The organism is Serratia sp. TSA_7 (assembly GCF_052692135.1).
Window position 1 is genome coordinate 505,479 of sequence record NZ_JBQZFU010000002.1, and the last position, 16,640, is coordinate 522,118.

At 57.3% G+C, this 16,640-nt stretch carries 13 protein-coding genes; 6 read left to right on the forward strand and 7 right to left on the reverse strand.

Annotated elements, in window-relative coordinates; all coding sequences use genetic code 11:
• Window positions 1–154: 154 nt before the first annotated feature.
• On the reverse strand, window positions 155–2,806 hold the full coding sequence (gyrA, locus tag ACUTQW_RS11280) for a DNA topoisomerase (ATP-hydrolyzing) subunit A (protein WP_004947160.1): 2,652 nt from the start codon (window positions 2,804–2,806) through the stop codon (window positions 155–157).
• 212 nt (window positions 2,807–3,018) lie between these two features.
• Between gyrA and ubiG the strand changes: the two genes are divergently transcribed.
• The 4 genes from ubiG to yfaE all read left to right on the forward strand — a co-directional run bounded on the left by ubiG (window position 3,019) and on the right by yfaE (window position 7,925).
• Window positions 3,019–3,744 (forward strand): bifunctional 2-polyprenyl-6-hydroxyphenol methylase/3-demethylubiquinol 3-O-methyltransferase UbiG, encoded by a 726-nt coding sequence (gene ubiG, locus ACUTQW_RS11285; protein ID WP_006326778.1) that lies wholly within the window; start codon window positions 3,019–3,021, stop codon window positions 3,742–3,744.
• A gap of 429 nt (window positions 3,745–4,173) precedes the next feature.
• Window positions 4,174–6,462: a class 1a ribonucleoside-diphosphate reductase subunit alpha gene (gene nrdA, locus ACUTQW_RS11290; RefSeq protein ID WP_006326780.1), complete on the forward strand. Its 2,289-nt coding sequence runs from the start codon at window positions 4,174–4,176 to the stop codon at window positions 6,460–6,462.
• Between the two features lie 68 nt (window positions 6,463–6,530).
• Complete coding sequence (gene nrdB, locus ACUTQW_RS11295) at window positions 6,531–7,661, forward strand: class Ia ribonucleoside-diphosphate reductase subunit beta (RefSeq protein WP_006317935.1); 1,131 nt, start codon at window positions 6,531–6,533, stop codon at window positions 7,659–7,661.
• Between the two features lie 3 nt (window positions 7,662–7,664).
• Window positions 7,665–7,925 carry a class I ribonucleotide reductase maintenance protein YfaE gene (gene yfaE, locus ACUTQW_RS11300; protein ID WP_004947170.1) on the forward strand — a complete coding sequence of 87 codons (261 nt, stop codon included), beginning with the start codon at window positions 7,665–7,667 and terminating at the stop codon, window positions 7,923–7,925.
• 59 nt (window positions 7,926–7,984) lie between these two features.
• Here yfaE and ACUTQW_RS11305 read toward each other — a convergent pair whose 3' ends face one another.
• Entirely contained in the window at window positions 7,985–8,137 is a 153-nt protein-coding gene (locus ACUTQW_RS11305) for a Hok/Gef family protein (RefSeq protein ID WP_013813865.1), read from the reverse strand.
• A gap of 227 nt (window positions 8,138–8,364) precedes the next feature.
• Window positions 8,365–9,561 carry a nicotinamide mononucleotide deamidase-related protein YfaY gene (locus ACUTQW_RS11310; protein WP_004947173.1) on the reverse strand — a complete coding sequence of 399 codons (1,197 nt, stop codon included), beginning with the start codon at window positions 9,559–9,561 and terminating at the stop codon, window positions 8,365–8,367.
• Window positions 9,562–9,803: 242 nt separating this feature from the next.
• On the opposite strand from ACUTQW_RS11310, the gene tyrP reads away from it, so the two are divergent.
• On the forward strand, window positions 9,804–11,012 hold the full coding sequence (gene tyrP / locus ACUTQW_RS11315; protein ID WP_004947176.1) for a tyrosine transporter TyrP: 1,209 nt from the start codon (window positions 9,804–9,806) through the stop codon (window positions 11,010–11,012).
• Between the two features lie 49 nt (window positions 11,013–11,061).
• On the opposite strand, the gene ACUTQW_RS11320 is transcribed toward tyrP, so the two are convergent.
• Window positions 11,062–11,604, reverse strand: coding sequence for a YfaZ family outer membrane protein (locus ACUTQW_RS11320; RefSeq protein WP_006326785.1), 543 nt, complete (start codon window positions 11,602–11,604; stop codon window positions 11,062–11,064).
• Window positions 11,605–11,940: 336 nt separating this feature from the next.
• On the opposite strand from ACUTQW_RS11320, the gene katA reads away from it, so the two are divergent.
• Window positions 11,941–13,377, forward strand: a complete 1,437-nt coding sequence (gene katA, locus ACUTQW_RS11325; protein WP_004947182.1) for a catalase KatA — start codon at window positions 11,941–11,943, stop codon at window positions 13,375–13,377.
• Window positions 13,378–13,418: 41 nt separating this feature from the next.
• Here katA and menE read toward each other — a convergent pair whose 3' ends face one another.
• Genes menE through menB form a run of 3 tightly spaced genes read right to left on the reverse strand, consistent with a single transcriptional unit; the run spans window position 13,419 to window position 16,632 of the window.
• Window positions 13,419–14,804: an o-succinylbenzoate--CoA ligase gene (gene menE, locus ACUTQW_RS11330; RefSeq protein WP_064799751.1), complete on the reverse strand. Its 1,386-nt coding sequence runs from the start codon at window positions 14,802–14,804 to the stop codon at window positions 13,419–13,421.
• Window positions 14,792–15,775: an o-succinylbenzoate synthase gene (gene menC / locus ACUTQW_RS11335; protein ID WP_006326788.1), complete on the reverse strand. Its 984-nt coding sequence runs from the start codon at window positions 15,773–15,775 to the stop codon at window positions 14,792–14,794. Before menC ends, menE begins: the two co-directional genes overlap by 13 nt.
• Window positions 15,775–16,632 carry a 1,4-dihydroxy-2-naphthoyl-CoA synthase gene (menB, locus tag ACUTQW_RS11340; protein WP_004947190.1) on the reverse strand — a complete coding sequence of 286 codons (858 nt, stop codon included), beginning with the start codon at window positions 16,630–16,632 and terminating at the stop codon, window positions 15,775–15,777. The genes menC and menB overlap by 1 nt, the downstream gene beginning before the upstream one ends.
• Window positions 16,633–16,640 lie beyond the last annotated feature (8 nt).

Sequence of the window (16,640 nt, forward strand, 5' to 3'; positions counted from 1 at the left end):
ATTAAGTGGCGGCCAGCGCATTCGCCTCAGGGTCGGGATCGCTGATTTTGGCACGGCAATTAAACCATAGAACTGAAAAAGGGCCTAGCATCGCTGCCAGGCCCTGTTTGCATCTGTACGATCAGAGGGTCAGCATAGCGCCGCCCCCTACCGCTTAGGCGTTGTCGTCTTCCGCATCATCTGCGGCTTCAGAATCATCGTCAGCGTCGTCCAGCGGTGCGGCGTCTTCTTCCGCTTCTTCCGCGCCCGGCTCAAGGCTGTCCAACTCTTCGTCTTCCACCGGCTCGGCAACGCGCTGCAGACCGACGACGTTCTCGTCTTCCGCAGTACGGATCAACGTAACACCCTGGGTATTACGGCCGACCACGCTGACTTCCGACACGCGGGTACGCACCAACGTACCGGCATCGGTGATCATCATGATCTGATCGGTGGTTTCCACCTGCACCGCGCCGACAACCTGACCATTACGTTCGCTCACCTTGATGGAGATTACCCCTTGGGTAGCGCGCGACTTGGTCGGGTATTCGGTGACTGCGGTACGTTTGCCGTAGCCATTCTGGGTCACGGTCAGGATATCGCCTTCACCGCGCGGAACGATCAGGGAAATGACGCCATCGCCTTCACCCAGGTTGATACCGCGAACGCCGGTAGCGGTACGGCCCATTGAACGCACCTGCGTTTCCGGGAAGCGCACCACTTTACCGTTGGCGGAGAACAGCATGACTTCGTTGCTGCCGTCGGTCAGGTCAACACCAATCAGCTCATCGCCCTCATTGAGGTTGACTGCGATGATGCCGGCGCTGCGCGGACGACTGAACTCGGTCAAAGCGGTTTTCTTCACGGTGCCGCTGGCGGTTGCCATAAACACGTGACGCCCTTCTTCATATTCGCGCACCGGCAGAATGGCGGTGATACGCTCATTGGCTTCCAGCGGCAGCAAGTTGACGATTGGACGACCGCGTGCGCCACGGCTGGCTTCAGGCAACTGATACACCTTCATCCAGTACAGGCGGCCACGGCTGGAGAAGCACAGGATCGTATCGTGGGTGTTGGCCACCAACAGACGATCGATAAAGTCTTCTTCTTTAATACGTGCGGCAGACTTGCCTTTACCGCCACGGCGTTGCGCTTCATAGTCGCTCAGCGGCTGATATTTCACATAGCCCTGGTGCGACAGCGTAACGACCACGTCTTCCTGGTTGATCAGATCTTCGATATTGATATCTGAGGTGTTGGCGGTGATCTCGGTGCGACGGCCGTCGTTGTACAGCTCTTTGACTGCCACCAGTTCTTCGCGGATCACTTCCATCAGACGATCGGGGTTTTCCAGAATAAAGATCAGCTCAGCGATGAAAGTCAGCAGCTCTTTATACTCGTCCAGCAGCTTTTCATGCTCCAGGCCGGTCAGTTTCTGCAGACGCAGATCCAAAATCGCCTGAGCCTGTTGCTCGGTCAGGTAGTATTTGCCGTCACGGATGCCAAACTCCGGCTCCAGCCACTCAGGGCGGGCCGCGTCGTCACCGGCACGTTCCAGCATCGCGCCCACATTGCCCAGATCCCAGGCTTGAGCAACCAACCCGGCTTTAGCTTCCGCAGGGGTCGGCGCACGACGGATCAGTTCAATGATCGGATCGATGTTCGCCAGCGCGATGGCCAACGCTTCCAGAATATGGGCGCGGTCACGGGCTTTACGCAGTTCGAAGATGGTACGGCGGGTCACCACTTCACGGCGATGACGGACAAACGCCTGCAGAATGTCTTTCAGGTTCAGCAGTTTTGGCTGGCCCTGATGCAATGCCACCATGTTGATGCCGAAAGTGACCTGCAGCTGAGTCAGCGAATACAGATTGTTCAGTACCACTTCGCCGACCGCGTCGCGTTTGATTTCAACCACGATGCGCATGCCGTCTTTGTCGGACTCGTCACGCAGCGCGCTGATGCCTTCCACGCGTTTTTCTTTTACCAGCTCGGCGATCTTCTCGATCAGACGCGCTTTGTTCACCTGATACGGGATTTCGTGAACAATAATGGTTTCACGGCCGGTTTTGGCGTCGGTTTCTACTTCGGCACGAGCGCGCAGGTAGATTTTACCGCGCCCGGTACGGTAAGCCTCTTCGATGCCACGGCGACCGTTGATGATCGCCGCCGTCGGGAAGTCCGGCCCCGGGATGTGTTCCATCAGGCCTTCGATGCTGATGTTTTCATCATCGATGTAAGCCAGGCAGCCGTTGATAACCTCAGACAGGTTATGCGGCGGAATGTTGGTGGCCATGCCCACAGCGATGCCCGACGAGCCGTTAACCAGCAGGTTCGGGATCTTGGTTGGCATGACGGCCGGGATCTGCTCGGTGCCATCATAGTTAGGCACGAAGTCGACGGTTTCCTTTTCCAGATCCGCCAGCAATTCGTGAGCAATTTTGGACATGCGTACTTCGGTATAACGCATCGCCGCGGCGGAGTCGCCGTCGACGGAGCCGAAGTTACCCTGACCGTCCACCAGCATATAGCGCAGTGAAAACGGCTGAGCCATACGCACGATGGTGTCGTATACCGCGCTGTCACCGTGTGGGTGGTATTTACCGATCACGTCCCCGACGACACGGGCCGATTTCTTGTATGGTTTATTCCAGTCGTTACCCAATACACTCATCGCGAACAGAACGCGGCGGTGCACCGGCTTCAGTCCATCACGAACATCTGGCAGCGCACGTCCGACAATGACGGACATCGCGTAATCCAGATACGAGTTTTTTAACTCGTCTTCGATGTTTACCGGTGTGATTTCTCTGGCAAGGTCGCTCATGGAGCTGCTATCCCTCTACTAATGATTCATCTGCCCGCTGCCATAGTGGCAAAGGTGTAAAACTATATCACAAAGCACGCTTTACGGGAAAATAACCGCCGCTGTTTCGCTGAAATTGTGCATATATGTGCGGTAAAAATGTATCGGCGCAGGCGACGCTGCGCCGATACATGTATAATCCGCGCAACGAGAACAAGGAGCCAAACACGCCCATGAATGCAGAATCATCCAACCAAACGCAAAACGTTGACCATCAGGAAATCGCCAAGTTCGAGGCAGTGGCCTCACGCTGGTGGGATTTGGAAGGTGAATTCAAACCGTTGCACCGCATCAACCCGCTGCGCTTGAATTATATCCTGCAGCGTGCCGGCGGCATTTTTGGCAAAACGGTGCTCGACGTGGGCTGCGGTGGCGGCATTTTGGCGGAAAGCATGGCGCTTGAAGGCGCGCAGGTGACCGGGCTGGACATGGGCGCAGAGCCGCTGCAAGTGGCCCGACTGCATGCACTGGAAAGCGGCGTAGACGTCACTTATGTGCAAGAAACGGTGGAGAGCCACGCACAGACCAACCCGCAACGGTATGACGTGGTGACCTGCATGGAAATGCTGGAGCACGTTCCCGATCCGGCCTCGGTGGTACGCGCCTGCGCTCACCTGGTGAAACCGGGCGGCCATGTGTTCTTTTCCACCATTAACCGCAACACCAAAGCCTGGTTGATGGCGGTGATTGGGGCAGAATATATTCTGAAGATGGTCCCGCAGGGCACCCATGATCACAAGAAGTTCATCCGCCCTTCCGAACTGATCGGCTGGGTCGACGGCACCCCGCTGCGCGAAAAACACATGATTGGCCTGCATTACAATCCTGTCACTGACCATTTCAAGCTTGGCCGCAACGTTGATGTGAACTATATGGTACATACTCAGCACGAAGGGTAAGTATCTCAGCCCGCACCGGGACTGGCTCCGCCGGATCCGGTGCGCATCTCAATCAGGATAAACGCCCTATTTTCGCGATTTCGATCAAAATCGCCGTTGTAAACAGTTTTTAAGAATATTAAATCAGATCAATATCACGTTTTTTTCTAACGTTTAATAAAGCGGCAAACGATCACATTTTTGTGAATCTAAGGAAATTCTTATCACGCTTATTGACAAGCTCGTCGCACCAGTCACAGCGCGCACTCACGGCCGGAAGCCAAATTTCACCCCCAAGTTATCCACAAAATAGGCCGGTTTTGTTCACTTGCAAACGCCCTGTTTTCTCACTATCTTGTTACCTCACCGACATACAACCCCTATATGTAGTGTTTACATACTGAGCAGAGCGACTACACTTCTGCTTGGGGGAATCATACGGACAACCACATGAACCAAAGTCTGCTTGTAACTAAACGCGATGGCCGTAAAGAGCGCATCAACCTCGACAAAATCCACCGGGTCATCGACTGGGCCGCAGAAGGTTTAAATAACGTCTCGGTATCTCAAGTAGAGTTGCGTTCCCATATTCAGTTTTATGACGGCATCAAAACCGCCGATATTCATGAAACCATTATCAAAGCTGCAGCCGACCTGATTTCGCGCGACGCGCCGGACTATCAGTACCTGGCGGCACGTCTGGCCATCTTCCACCTGCGCAAGAAAGCTTACGGCCAGTTCGAGCCGCCAAAGCTGCTCGCTCACGTGACGCGCATGGTAGAAATGGGCAAGTACGATAAGCATCTGCTGGAAGACTACAGCTCTGAAGAGTTCGAGCAGATGGACTCCTTTATCGATCACTGGCGTGATATGAACTTCTCCTACGCGGCCGTCAAACAGCTGGAAGGGAAGTATCTGGTGCAGAACCGCGTCAGCGGCGAGATCTACGAGAGCGCCCAGTTCCTGTATATCCTGGTCGCCGCGTGCCTGTTCTCCAACTATCCGCGCGAAACCCGTCTGGACTACGTTAAACGTTTCTACGACGCGATCTCCACCTTCAAGATTTCGCTGCCTACGCCAATCATGTCCGGCGTACGCACCCCAACCCGCCAGTTCAGCTCTTGCGTGCTGATCGAGTGCGGCGACAGCCTGGATTCCATCAACGCCACCTCCAGCGCCATTGTGAAATACGTTTCGCAACGCGCCGGTATCGGCATCAACGCCGGCCGCATCCGTGCGCTGGGCAGCCCGATCCGTGGGGGCGAAGCTTTCCATACCGGCTGTATCCCGTTCTACAAACACTTCCAGACCGCGGTGAAATCCTGTTCTCAGGGCGGCGTGCGTGGCGGTGCAGCCACCTTGTTCTACCCAATGTGGCATCTGGAAGTGGAAAGCCTGCTGGTGCTGAAGAACAACCGTGGCGTTGAAGGCAACCGCGTGCGTCACATGGACTACGGCGTGCAGTTGAACCGCCTGATGTACCAGCGTCTGATCAAGGGCGAAGACATCACCCTGTTCAGCCCGTCTGACGTGCCGGGCCTGTATGACGCGTTCTTCGCCAATCAGGACGAATTCGAACGTCTGTACACCCTGTACGAAAAAGACGACAGCATTCGCCAGAAACGCGTGAAAGCGGTCGAACTGTTCTCGCTGATGATGCAAGAACGCGCTTCTACCGGCCGTATCTACATCCAGAACGTTGACCACTGCAACACCCACAGCCCGTTTGACCCGCAGATCGCCCCAGTGCGTCAGTCCAACCTGTGCCTGGAAATCGCCCTGCCGACCAAGCCGCTGGATGACGTCAACGACGAAAACGGCGAAATCGCGCTGTGCACGCTGTCCGCCTTTAACCTGGGTGCCATCGAAAGCCTGGACGATCTCGAAGAGCTGGCTACCCTGGCGGTGCGCGCGCTTGACGCCCTGCTGGACTACCAGGACTATCCGATCAAAGCCGCTTACCGTGGCGCCATGGGCCGCCGTACTCTGGGCATCGGCGTGATCAACTATGCCTACTATCTGGCGAAGAACGGTGTGCGCTACTCCGACGGCAGCGCCAACAGCCTGACCCATAAAACCTTCGAAGCCATCCAGTATTACCTGCTGAAGGCGTCGAACCGTCTGGCTCAGGAACAAGGCGCCTGCCCGTGGTTCAATGAAACCACCTATTCTCAGGGCATCTTGCCGATCGACACCTACAAGAAAGATCTGGATGTGATCTGCGACGAACCCCTGCATTACGACTGGGAAACCCTGCGTAAAGAGATCAAGGAAACCGGCCTGCGCAACTCTACCCTGTCTGCGCTGATGCCTTCGGAAACCTCGTCGCAGATTTCCAACGCCACCAATGGCATTGAGCCGCCGCGCGGCCACATCAGCATCAAAGCGTCGAAAGACGGCATTTTGCGCCAGGTGGTTCCGGAGTATGAGCGTCTGAAAAACGAGTACGAGCTGCTGTGGGAAATGCCGAACAACGACGGTTACCTGCAACTGGTCGGTCTGATGCAGAAGTTTATCGACCAGTCGATCTCTGCCAACACCAACTATGACCCAAGCCGTTTCCCGGCCGGCAAGGTGCCAATGAAGCAGCTGTTGAAAGACCTGCTCACCACCTACAAGTTTGGCGTCAAGACGCTGTACTATCAGAACACCCGTGACGGTGCGGACGATGTGCAGGAAGATTTGTTGCCGGCCAAGGGCGGCGACGACGACTGCGAAAGCGGCGCCTGCAAGATCTAATGTTTGACACAGCGGGCCGGAACTCTTCCGGCCCCTTCATTTAGCCACGTTACGATGGATTCAGGCTTATGGCTTACACCACATTTTCTCAGAAAAAAAACAACCAGCTGCTGGAGCCGATGTTCTTCGGCCAGTCGGTTAACGTCGCGCGTTTCGATCAGCAAAAACATGAAATCTTCGAAAAACTGATTGAGAAGCAGCTGTCCTTCTTCTGGCGTCCGGAAGAAGTTGACGTGTCCCGCGACCGTATCGACTATCAGGCGCTGCCGGAACATGAAAAGCACATTTTCATCAGCAACCTGAAGTATCAAACGCTGCTGGATTCCATCCAGGGCCGTAGCCCGAACGTGGCCCTGCTGCCGCTGATCTCAATCCCGGAGCTGGAAACCTGGGTGGAAACCTGGTCATTCTCCGAGACCATCCACTCGCGTTCTTATACTCACATCATTCGTAACATCGTCAACGATCCTGCACTGGTGTTTGATGACATCGTTACCAACGAAGAGATCCTCAAGCGCGCGAAAGACATTTCCGGCTATTACGACGATCTGATCGAGATGACTGGCTACTATCACCTGTTGGGTGAAGGCACCCACCAGGTCAACGGCAAGACCGTCACCGTTAACCTGCGGGCGCTGAAAAAGCAGCTGTACATCTGCCTGATGAGCGTAAACGCGCTGGAAGCCATCCGCTTCTACGTCAGCTTCGCCTGTTCGTTCGCCTTTGCGGAACGCGAGCTGATGGAAGGCAACGCCAAAATCATCAAGCTGATCGCCCGTGACGAAGCGCTGCACCTGACCGGCACCCAGCACATACTGAACCTGATGCGTTCCGGCGCCGATGACCCGGAAATGGCGGAAATCGCCGTTGAGTGTCAGCAGCAGTGCTACGATCTGTTCGTGCTGGCAGCCCAACAGGAAAAAGAGTGGGCGGAATACCTGTTCCGCGACGGCTCGATGATCGGCCTGAACAAAGACATTCTGTGCCAGTATGTGGAATACATCACCAACATCCGCATGCAGGCGGTTGGCCTTGGCCTGCCGTTCGAAACCCGCTCTAACCCGATCCCGTGGATCAACGCCTGGCTGGTGTCCGACAACGTTCAGGTTGCGCCGCAGGAAGTGGAAGTCAGCTCTTATCTGGTTGGTCAGATCGACTCGGAAGTGCATGCCGACGACCTGAGCGACTTCGAACTGTAAGCGATGGCATCACCTCTCATCACACTGCGTGCCACAGGCACGCAGTTATCCTGCCCGAAAAGTGAAAGCTGCCTGCTCGACGTACTGGAACTGCACGACGTGCAGGTAGAATACCAATGCCGCTCCGGCTATTGCGGCGCCTGCCGCCTGACATTGGTAAAAGGCGAAGTGGCCTATCACCAACAGCCGCTGGCGTTTATCAATGACGGGGAGATCCTGCCCTGCTGCTGCATGCCGCTGACGGACATCGAGCTGGAAATTTGACGTTGGGTGCCTGAAACCGCGCCTGGTCACCAGAAGGCGGGGTTTCCCCCGCCCGATGATTACCGCTTCACCTCACAAGCTAACCTGATCAAAATCGTGATATTTTCCTGGTAGATGGCCAACTCACACAGTGAGTCTCTTATCATCCAGATAAATAACAAAATAGTAATACATACAACAGTTAACGAGTGAAACACATGCTTTAACCGCATGCTTGCCTCCTTGCTGTGAAGGGGCTACCATAACGGTGTCTAGGCGTTAGGGCAGCCCCATTCTGATTGAGAGTCAGTTTGGGGCTTTCACTTATCCGCCTTGCCACACAATGCTCAAGACGAACAGTCTCAAGCACCCGCAGCGATTGTAACAGCCTGTCCCAGCCAAGATAACCCCTTATAATATTATGATTAATAAGGGATATATCATTAAACCTAACGAGTCCTTACTCGATAATCTCCACGATCTCCAGCCAGCCGTTTTTGCCGCAGACCTGTTCGCCGTTGAGCCAACGCCGCAGCATGTCGAGCGCCAGCATCGCCACCGATTCCTGCCGCAGACGCAAGCCATGGCGCGCCGCCCGGTAGCGTACCGTCTGGCCGATCCCCCCCTTCGGCGTGTGCAACGCAACGCTTACTCGATCCTCACTCATCGCGCTGACCGCCAGCGCCAATTGCGCCCCTGCCAGCTCTGCCAACGAGCGGGCGCGAGCCAACGTGGTTTCCAGGGTTTCCACACAGTGCGACGGCAACAGCTCGCCGCCGGCCAACGGTGCGCCTTCGCTCTGCAATTGCAGATTGATCAACCCGGCGCTGAACTGTTCGCTCAGCGCCAGCTTCAACCCTTGTTGGGTTAACCGCTGCGCCAGCGCCGCCGGCAAGCCTATCGTGCCTTCAAAAATGGTGTTTTCACCCGCTACCTGGCGCACTCGCTCCCATGCCTGTTCCATCGCAGCGCGCTGGCTCTCCGGGCCGGTCAGTTTCAGCTCAATGATCGGGCTGGAAGAACGGTAGCCGAGCACCACTTCCGGCGGCAGCGGCATGCCGTCCAGCTCGGTGGCCAGATCGCTTTCCGAGGTGCCAAAGGTGGTTAAACGCAGACACAACGGCGGCGCCGGCAGGGAAAAACCTTGACGCAGGCGGGGAACGATTTGCTGCTCGACCATCACTTTGAATTCGGAAGGTACGCCGGGAGTGAAAAACATCGTGCACTTGTTCAGCTTGAGCGCAAAACCGCAGGCGGTGCCAACCGGGTTATCGAGCATTTCGGCGTTGGCCGGGATCTGCGCCTGTTTGCGGTTTGAAGCCGCCATCGGTCGGCCGCGCTCGGCAAAATAAGCCTCGATGCGCGCCATCCATTCAGCATGCTCAACCAGCTCGACGCCGCAGGCGGTAGCCGCCGCCAGCGCGCTGAGATCGTCACTGGTCGGCCCCAGCCCGCCGTTAACGATCAGAACATCAGCGATATGGCTGCGTTCCTGCAGCGTTTCGATCAGAGAGGAGAGACTGTCCCCCACCGTTTCACGGCCGCTCATCGGCATGCCCTGCTGGAACAGATAATCTGCCAGCCAGGCGGCGTTGGTATCTATAATTTGCCCATGCAGCACCTCATCGCCGGTGCTGAGCATCTCCACCCTTAACATTGATCTCTCCCTTATTTTCCAGTCATTCCACTATAGAAGCCCGTAAATAAGTTTTCACTATGCATCACAGGTTAATTTCTGTTGAAGGCATTTTTGCGGTGCCGAGCGGCCCGCACGGATGTAAACATAACTTAACACCATCCGTAACGCCTGTTTGACACGAAATAGTCAATCAACTATCCTGCCGCACTCAGAATTAGTTATCTATAATTTTCCCAAATCTTTGACTGGTAGAGAAAAAAGTGAAGAATCGCACTCTGGGCAGTGTTTTTATCGTGGCAGGCACCACCATTGGTGCCGGGATGCTGGCGATGCCACTGGCGGCGGCCGGCGTAGGCTTCGGCGTCACGCTGGCCTTGCTGGTCGGGCTGTGGCTCTTGATGTGTTACACCGCGTTGTTGCTGGTGGAGGTTTATCAGCATGAACAGGCGGATACCGGTCTGGGTACCCTGGCGAAACGTTACCTCGGCGGTGGCGGCCAATGGCTGACCAGCTTCAGCATGATGTTCCTGATGTACGCGCTGACCGCCGCCTATATCAGCGGTGCAGGTGAATTGCTGGCAGCCAGCATCAGCCAATGGACCTCACAGGATTTCCCCACCACGCTCGGCGTATTGCTGTTTACTCTGGTGGCCGGCGGCGTGGTTTGCATCGGCACCCATTCGGTCGATCTGTTTAACCGCATATTGTTCAGCGCTAAAGTGGTGTTTCTGATCGTCATGCTGGGACTGATGCTGCCGAACATTCACCGCACCAATCTGATGACATTGCCGCTGGAACAGGGGTTGGCGCTGTCGGCCATCCCGGTCATCTTCACCTCATTTGGTTTCCACGGCAGCGTGCCCAGCATCGTTAACTACATGGGCGGCAACATCCGCAAGCTGCGCTGGGTGTTCATCATCGGCAGCGCCATTCCGCTGGTGGCCTATATCTTCTGGCAATTGGCCACGCTCGGCGCCATCAGTTCTACCACCTTCGTCGGCATTCTGGCGCAACAAGCGGGGCTAAACGGCCTGTTGCAGGCGGTACGCGACGTGGTGGCGTCACCGCACGTAGAGTTGGCGGTACATCTGTTTGCCGATCTGGCGCTGGCTACTTCGTTCCTCGGGGTGGCGCTCGGATTGTTCGATTTCCTGGCAGATTTATGCAAGCGCCAGAACAACGTGCGCGGTCGTTTGCAAACCGGGGCCATCACTTTCCTGCCGCCGCTGGCGTTCGCTCTGTTCTATCCACGCGGTTTTGTGCTGGCGCTGGGGTTTGCCGCCATTGCGTTGGCGGTGCTGGCGCTGTTGCTGCCGTCATTGCTGGTCTGGAAGACGCGTCAACGGCATCAGGCGCAATACCGCGTCTGGGGCGGCACACCGGCGCTGGCGCTGGTGTTTGTTTGCGGGGTTACGGTGATTGCCATTCAGTTGGGTATCGCCAGCGGCCTATTGCCGGCAGTGGGGTAACAGCGGACTTTCATTGAAACAAGGGGGCCGTGGCCCCCTTTTTGCTGCGTTAGAAACTCAGACCAACGCCGATGTACGGGCCATCGGCAAGCGTGTTGTCACGACGCCCGTCCTTCCCTTCCATCTGTATGTAGCGGTAACCCACATCTACGCTGAGCGGGCGGAAAATATTCCAACGCAAGCCACCGCTGGCTTCGTTATAGGCTTTCACGCCGCTGGTCAGCGAATCCGGTGCAAAATAGCCTTCGCCGTGCAGGCTAAAGTAACGGCTGATAGCCCAGTCCAGGCCGCCGCCCAACGCCAAAGCGCCACCGCTATCGCCGTCTTTCGGGCTCAAATACACGGCCTTGGCGCCCACCGTAGCGGTCAACGGCCCAAGCGGCAGGCCGAAATTCAGCCCCAGGCTACCGACGTTGCCGTCATGATCGCTGCGCGACCAGTTGCCCGTTAACCCCAATCCGGTGCTACCGGTGTCTTGGCCGAAGCCGAGGTTGGTGTAATGTTGCCCGGCTTCGCCCGACAGGCTGATAGCGCTCGCCGTACCGGTCACAAACAGCATACCGGCTGCGCACGCGACCAAAGTTTTTTTCATCATTTTTCCCTCTCGTTTTTTATCCGTTCAGAATGGCTTAAGCCAACCCTTAATAATACGGTCACGAGTCTATACCAAAGCACAACGAGTCTTTAAGGGATAAGGGCGAAAAAAAACCTTCGGATATCAGATAATTGTAAAGTTTTGCAAGTGAAAGGCGAATTCTGGCTGACGACGCCAACGATAACTCAGACCTATTTGCCGCCATCGCCTAATAGAACTACAAATAGTATTGGCATTAATCAACGTCAGGAGAGAACCCCCGGCAGAACCATCATGATGAACGCTTAAGCCACCCGAGTCTTAACGCAATGGCAATACGATAAGGAGCAAGTGATGAGCAAGAAAGGATTGACCACCGCAGCCGGTGCCCCGGTTGTCGATAACAATAATGTGATCACCGCAGGAAAACGCGGGCCGATGCTGCTGCAGGACGTCTGGTTCCTGGAAAAACTGGCCCATTTCGACCGCGAAGTGATCCCCGAGCGCCGCATGCACGCCAAAGGCTCCGGCGCCTACGGCACTTTCACCGTCACCCATGATATTACCCGATACACCCGCGCAAAAATCTTCGCTGAAATCGGCAAGCAAACCGACATGTTCATCCGCTTCTCCACCGTAGCCGGTGAACGCGGCGCAGCAGACGCCGAGCGCGACATTCGCGGTTTTGCCATGAAGTTTTACACCGATGAAGGCAACTGGGATCTGGTAGGCAACGACACGCCGGTTTTCTATCTGCGCGATCCGCTGAAGTTTCCCGATCTTAACCACGTAGTAAAACGCGATCCGCACACCAACCTGCGCAACCCGGTGTACAAATGGGATTTCTTCTCCCATCTGCCGGAATCTTTGCACCAATTGACCATCGATTTCAGCGATCGCGGTATCCCGAAATCCTATCGCCACATGCATGGTTTCGGCAGCCACACCTTCAGCTTTATCAATGCCAATAACGAGCGTTTCTGGGTGAAATTCCACTTCCGCTGCGAACAGGGCATTGAAAACCTGATGGATGACGAAGCGGAAGCGATCATCGCCAAAGATCGCGAAAGCTCGCAGCGCGACCTGTTCGACGCAATCAAGCGCGGTGATTTCCCGCGATGGAAGCTGCAAATTCAAATCATGCCTGAACACGAAGCCTCGCAGACGCCCTACAACCCGTTCGATCTGACCAAGGTATGGCCGCATGGCGACTACCCGCTGATCGACGTCGGCTTCTTCGAACTGAACCGCAACCCGGACAACTATTTCTCAGAAGTCGAACAGGTGGCGATGAACCCGGCCAACGTGGTTCCGGGCGTCAGCTTCTCGCCGGACAAAATGCTGCAAGGCCGCCTGTTCTCTTACGGGGATGCGCACCGTTACCGCCTGGGCGTTAACCATCACCAAATCCCGGTTAACGGCGCCAAATGCCCGTTCCACAACTATCACCGCGACGGCGCGATGCGCGTGGACGGCAACAGCGGCAACGGGGCGACCTACGAACCGAACAGCTTCGGCCTGTTCCAGGAGCAACCGGACTTCAGCGAACCGCCGTTGAGCATCGAAGGTGCTGCCGATCACTGGAATCACCGCGAGGATAAGGATTATTTCAGCCAGCCGCGCGCGCTGTTTAACCTGCTGAGTGCCGAAGAACACCAGCGTATGTTCACCCGTATCGCCGGTGAACTGTCGCAAGTGCCGGAACAGATCCAACGCCGTCAGGTCGATCTGTTTACCCAGGTGCACCCGGACTACGGCGCCGGCGTCGCCAGTGCGCTTGGCTTGAAGTAAGCGGCCCTGTTTGCTGTCACGGCCGCCTTCGGGCGGCTTTTTTATGCCGTTGAAAGTTGCTCCGCCACCCATTGCTGAAGCAGACGGCGCGAAATCTTGATGCCGCCGGTTTTCAGCTCGGCGGGTAAAGCCAATAGCGCCGTCGGGCGCTGGAAGTTGGCCAGCTTGCCCTGTGCCCAAGTTAGCAATTCATCCAGCGAGAGGACGCCTTTACTGTCGATCACCGCCACCGGCCGTTGGCCAAACTCCGCATCGTCCACCGGCACCACAAACGCCTGCGTAATCTGCGGATGAGCCGTCAGCACGCGCTCAATATCCTCAGGTTGCACACCTTCCCCCCCGCTGAAAAACAGGTTGTCCAGCCGCCCGATAATACGCAGCTCGCCCTGCGCCATCACGCCGCGATCGCGGGTATGAAACCAGCCTTGCTCATCGGCAAGCGGCTGCAAAGCGCCGCAATGCCAGTACCCCAATGCCAGGCTCTGCGCACGGATCCACACTTCCTCATCCACCAGCCGAATTTCACGGCCGGCCAACGGCAACCCGACGCCCGGCCGCGTATCGGCGCGCTTGGCGCACACCGTAGAAGCCAGTTCGGTCAGACCATAGCCGCACCAGCAGCGAATACCCGCCGCCTCTGCTTGTTCGGTCAGCGAAACCGGGATCATCGCACCGCCCAGCAGCACCTCTTTCAGCGACAGATCGTCCAGCGGCTGCGCCAACAGCCGCCACAGTTGCGTCGGCACCAGCGAGGCATGGGTACAGCCCGCCAACGCATCGGCTAATGGGGACATATCACGCACCACCAGCGTGGCACCGGCAGCCAGCCAGCGCCAGAGGATACCCTGGCCGGATACGTGAAACAGCGGCAGGGAAAGCAACCAACGATCCTGCGGCTGAAAATCCATCAGCCGCAGCACCCCTTCAGCGCTGGCTAAATGCCCGGCGCAGTTATGCGCTGCGGCCTTTGGCATACCGCTGGAGCCGGAGGTCAGCGTCAGCGTCGCCAGCCGCTGCGGATCCCAAGCGGGTAAAGTCAGCCTACGCGGTTCGGTAGAAGGCGGGGTCAACGGAATAAGGGCGACCGGCAACGCCGGCAAGGGATCCGGGCTGAAGACAAACGCCATATCCAGTTCAGGCAACAGCGTTTCCAACAGAGAAACGGGCAATGCCGGATTCAACGGCAACAGCCGCGCACCGCACTGCAGCAGCGCCAGATAGGCCAACAGCAGCGGATAGCTGTTCTTGCCGCATAACGCGACGCCGCAACCGGGTTCGACGCCTTGATGTTGAAAATCAGCCGCCAGCTCATCGACCTGGCGTTGCAGCGCCTGCCAGTCAATCGGTTGTCGCCCGACAATGACCGCCGTCGCCTGCGGTTGACGCTGCGCCCAATGCCGCCACGGCCAGTCGTTCAACTGCGCCATAGGCATTCCATCGCTTGCAGATCCCGCAACGGCAGACGGCTGCCCGGCCAACACCTCAGCAACTGCGCCTGCATCAAATCGAGCGTATCCAGCCCGGGGACGGTAGCCGGCGTCAGCCAGTGCGCGATGCGCGCCAGTTGGGTCAGCCCCAGACTGGATTCGAGGCTGGAACTGATCACCGCCGTCAGCCCTGCCGCATGGGCCTGTTCCACCAGAGCCTGGCAGCGGCTCAGGCTGCCGACCAGCGTGGGCTTGATCACTATCGCCGCCACGCCCGGTTCGGCCTGCACCACAAAATCCGCCTCGCGCACGCTCTCGTCCCAGGCAATGGCAATGCCGGTCGCCAACGCGAAATCCCGCGATTCATCACGGGTTTTGCAGGGTTCTTCGAGAAAAGCGATGCGATCGCGCAGCGCCGGGTTGACGTATTTGGCGAACCCCTCGGCTTTGGCACGGGTCCAGCTGCGGTTGGCGTCCAGCCGTAAGCGCAAGTCCGGCAGCGCTTCCAGCAGCACGTTAACGATCATGCCGTCACGCACCGCCTCATACAGCCCAACCTTCACCTTGGCGACCTTCTCGCCCGGCAGCGCGCTCAATACCTCGAACAGCTCATCGGGATCGCCGGTGCAGAGCGGTGCTTTGCGGTAATCGGCCTGCTGCGGCAGGCGCTGTTCCAGCTCGGCCAGCGCGCAGCTGGTGCCGAACGCCACCGAAGGCAGCGGGCTGTCTACCGGCAACAACCCCGCCTGCCAGCCTTGCAGCCAGGCCAGCACAGCCTGTTCGGCTTCGGCCAGCGTTTCCTGACTGAACTCCGGCAGCGGCGCAATCTCGCCCCAGCCTTCCTGCTCGCCCTGCTGCAGATGAATCAGCAGGCCATCACGGGTTTTCAGCCGCTGGTTACGCAGCACCACTCCCGCCTCCATCGGCAGGCAGTAACGATAAACCGCGGCGTTGCGGATCGGCGCGTTCATTACGGGTTACGCTTGAATTTGCTGAAGTCCGGCTGGCGCTTTTCGTTAAACGCGTTGCGCCCTTCCTGGCCTTCGTCGGTCATGTAGAACAGCATGGTGGCGTTGCCCGCCAACTCTTGCAGGCCGGCCTGACCGTCGCAGTCGGCATTCAGTGCCGCTTTCAGGCAGCGCAGCGCCATCGGGCTGTTCTGCAGCATTTCACGGCACCAGCGCACGGTTTCTTTTTCCAGGTCCGCCAATGGCACTACGGTGTTGACCAGGCCCATGTCCAGCGCGGCGGCAGCGTCATACTGGCGACACAGGAACCAGATCTCGCGCGCTTTCTTCTGGCCGACGATGCGCGCCATATAAGAAGCCCCCCAGCCGCCGTCGAACGAACCGACTTTCGGGCCGGTCTGGCCAAAGATAGCGTTGTCCGCCGCAATGGTCAGATCGCACATCATGTGCAGCACGTGGCCGCCGCCGATCGAATAACCGGCCACCATCGCCACCACCGGTTTCGGGCAGGTGCGGATCTGGCGCTGGAAGTCGAGTACGTTCAGGTGATGCACGCCGCTGTCGTCCTGATAGCCGCCGTAGTCGCCGCGCACTTTCTGATCGCCGCCGGAGCAGAAGGCTTTATCGCCGGCGCCGGTGAGAATAATGGTGCCGATACCGTCGTCGTAGCGGGCATTGGCCAGCGCTTCCAGCATCTCTTTCACCGTATGCGGCCGGAACGCATTGCGCACCTGCGGGCGGTTGATGGTGATTTTGGCGATGCCGTCGGCGGATTTGTGATACAGGATGTCCTCGAAATCACCGGAGCAATCCTGCCAGTCGATGGCGGCATACAGTAGTTCTTCATTCGGATAAAGCATGTTCGGTT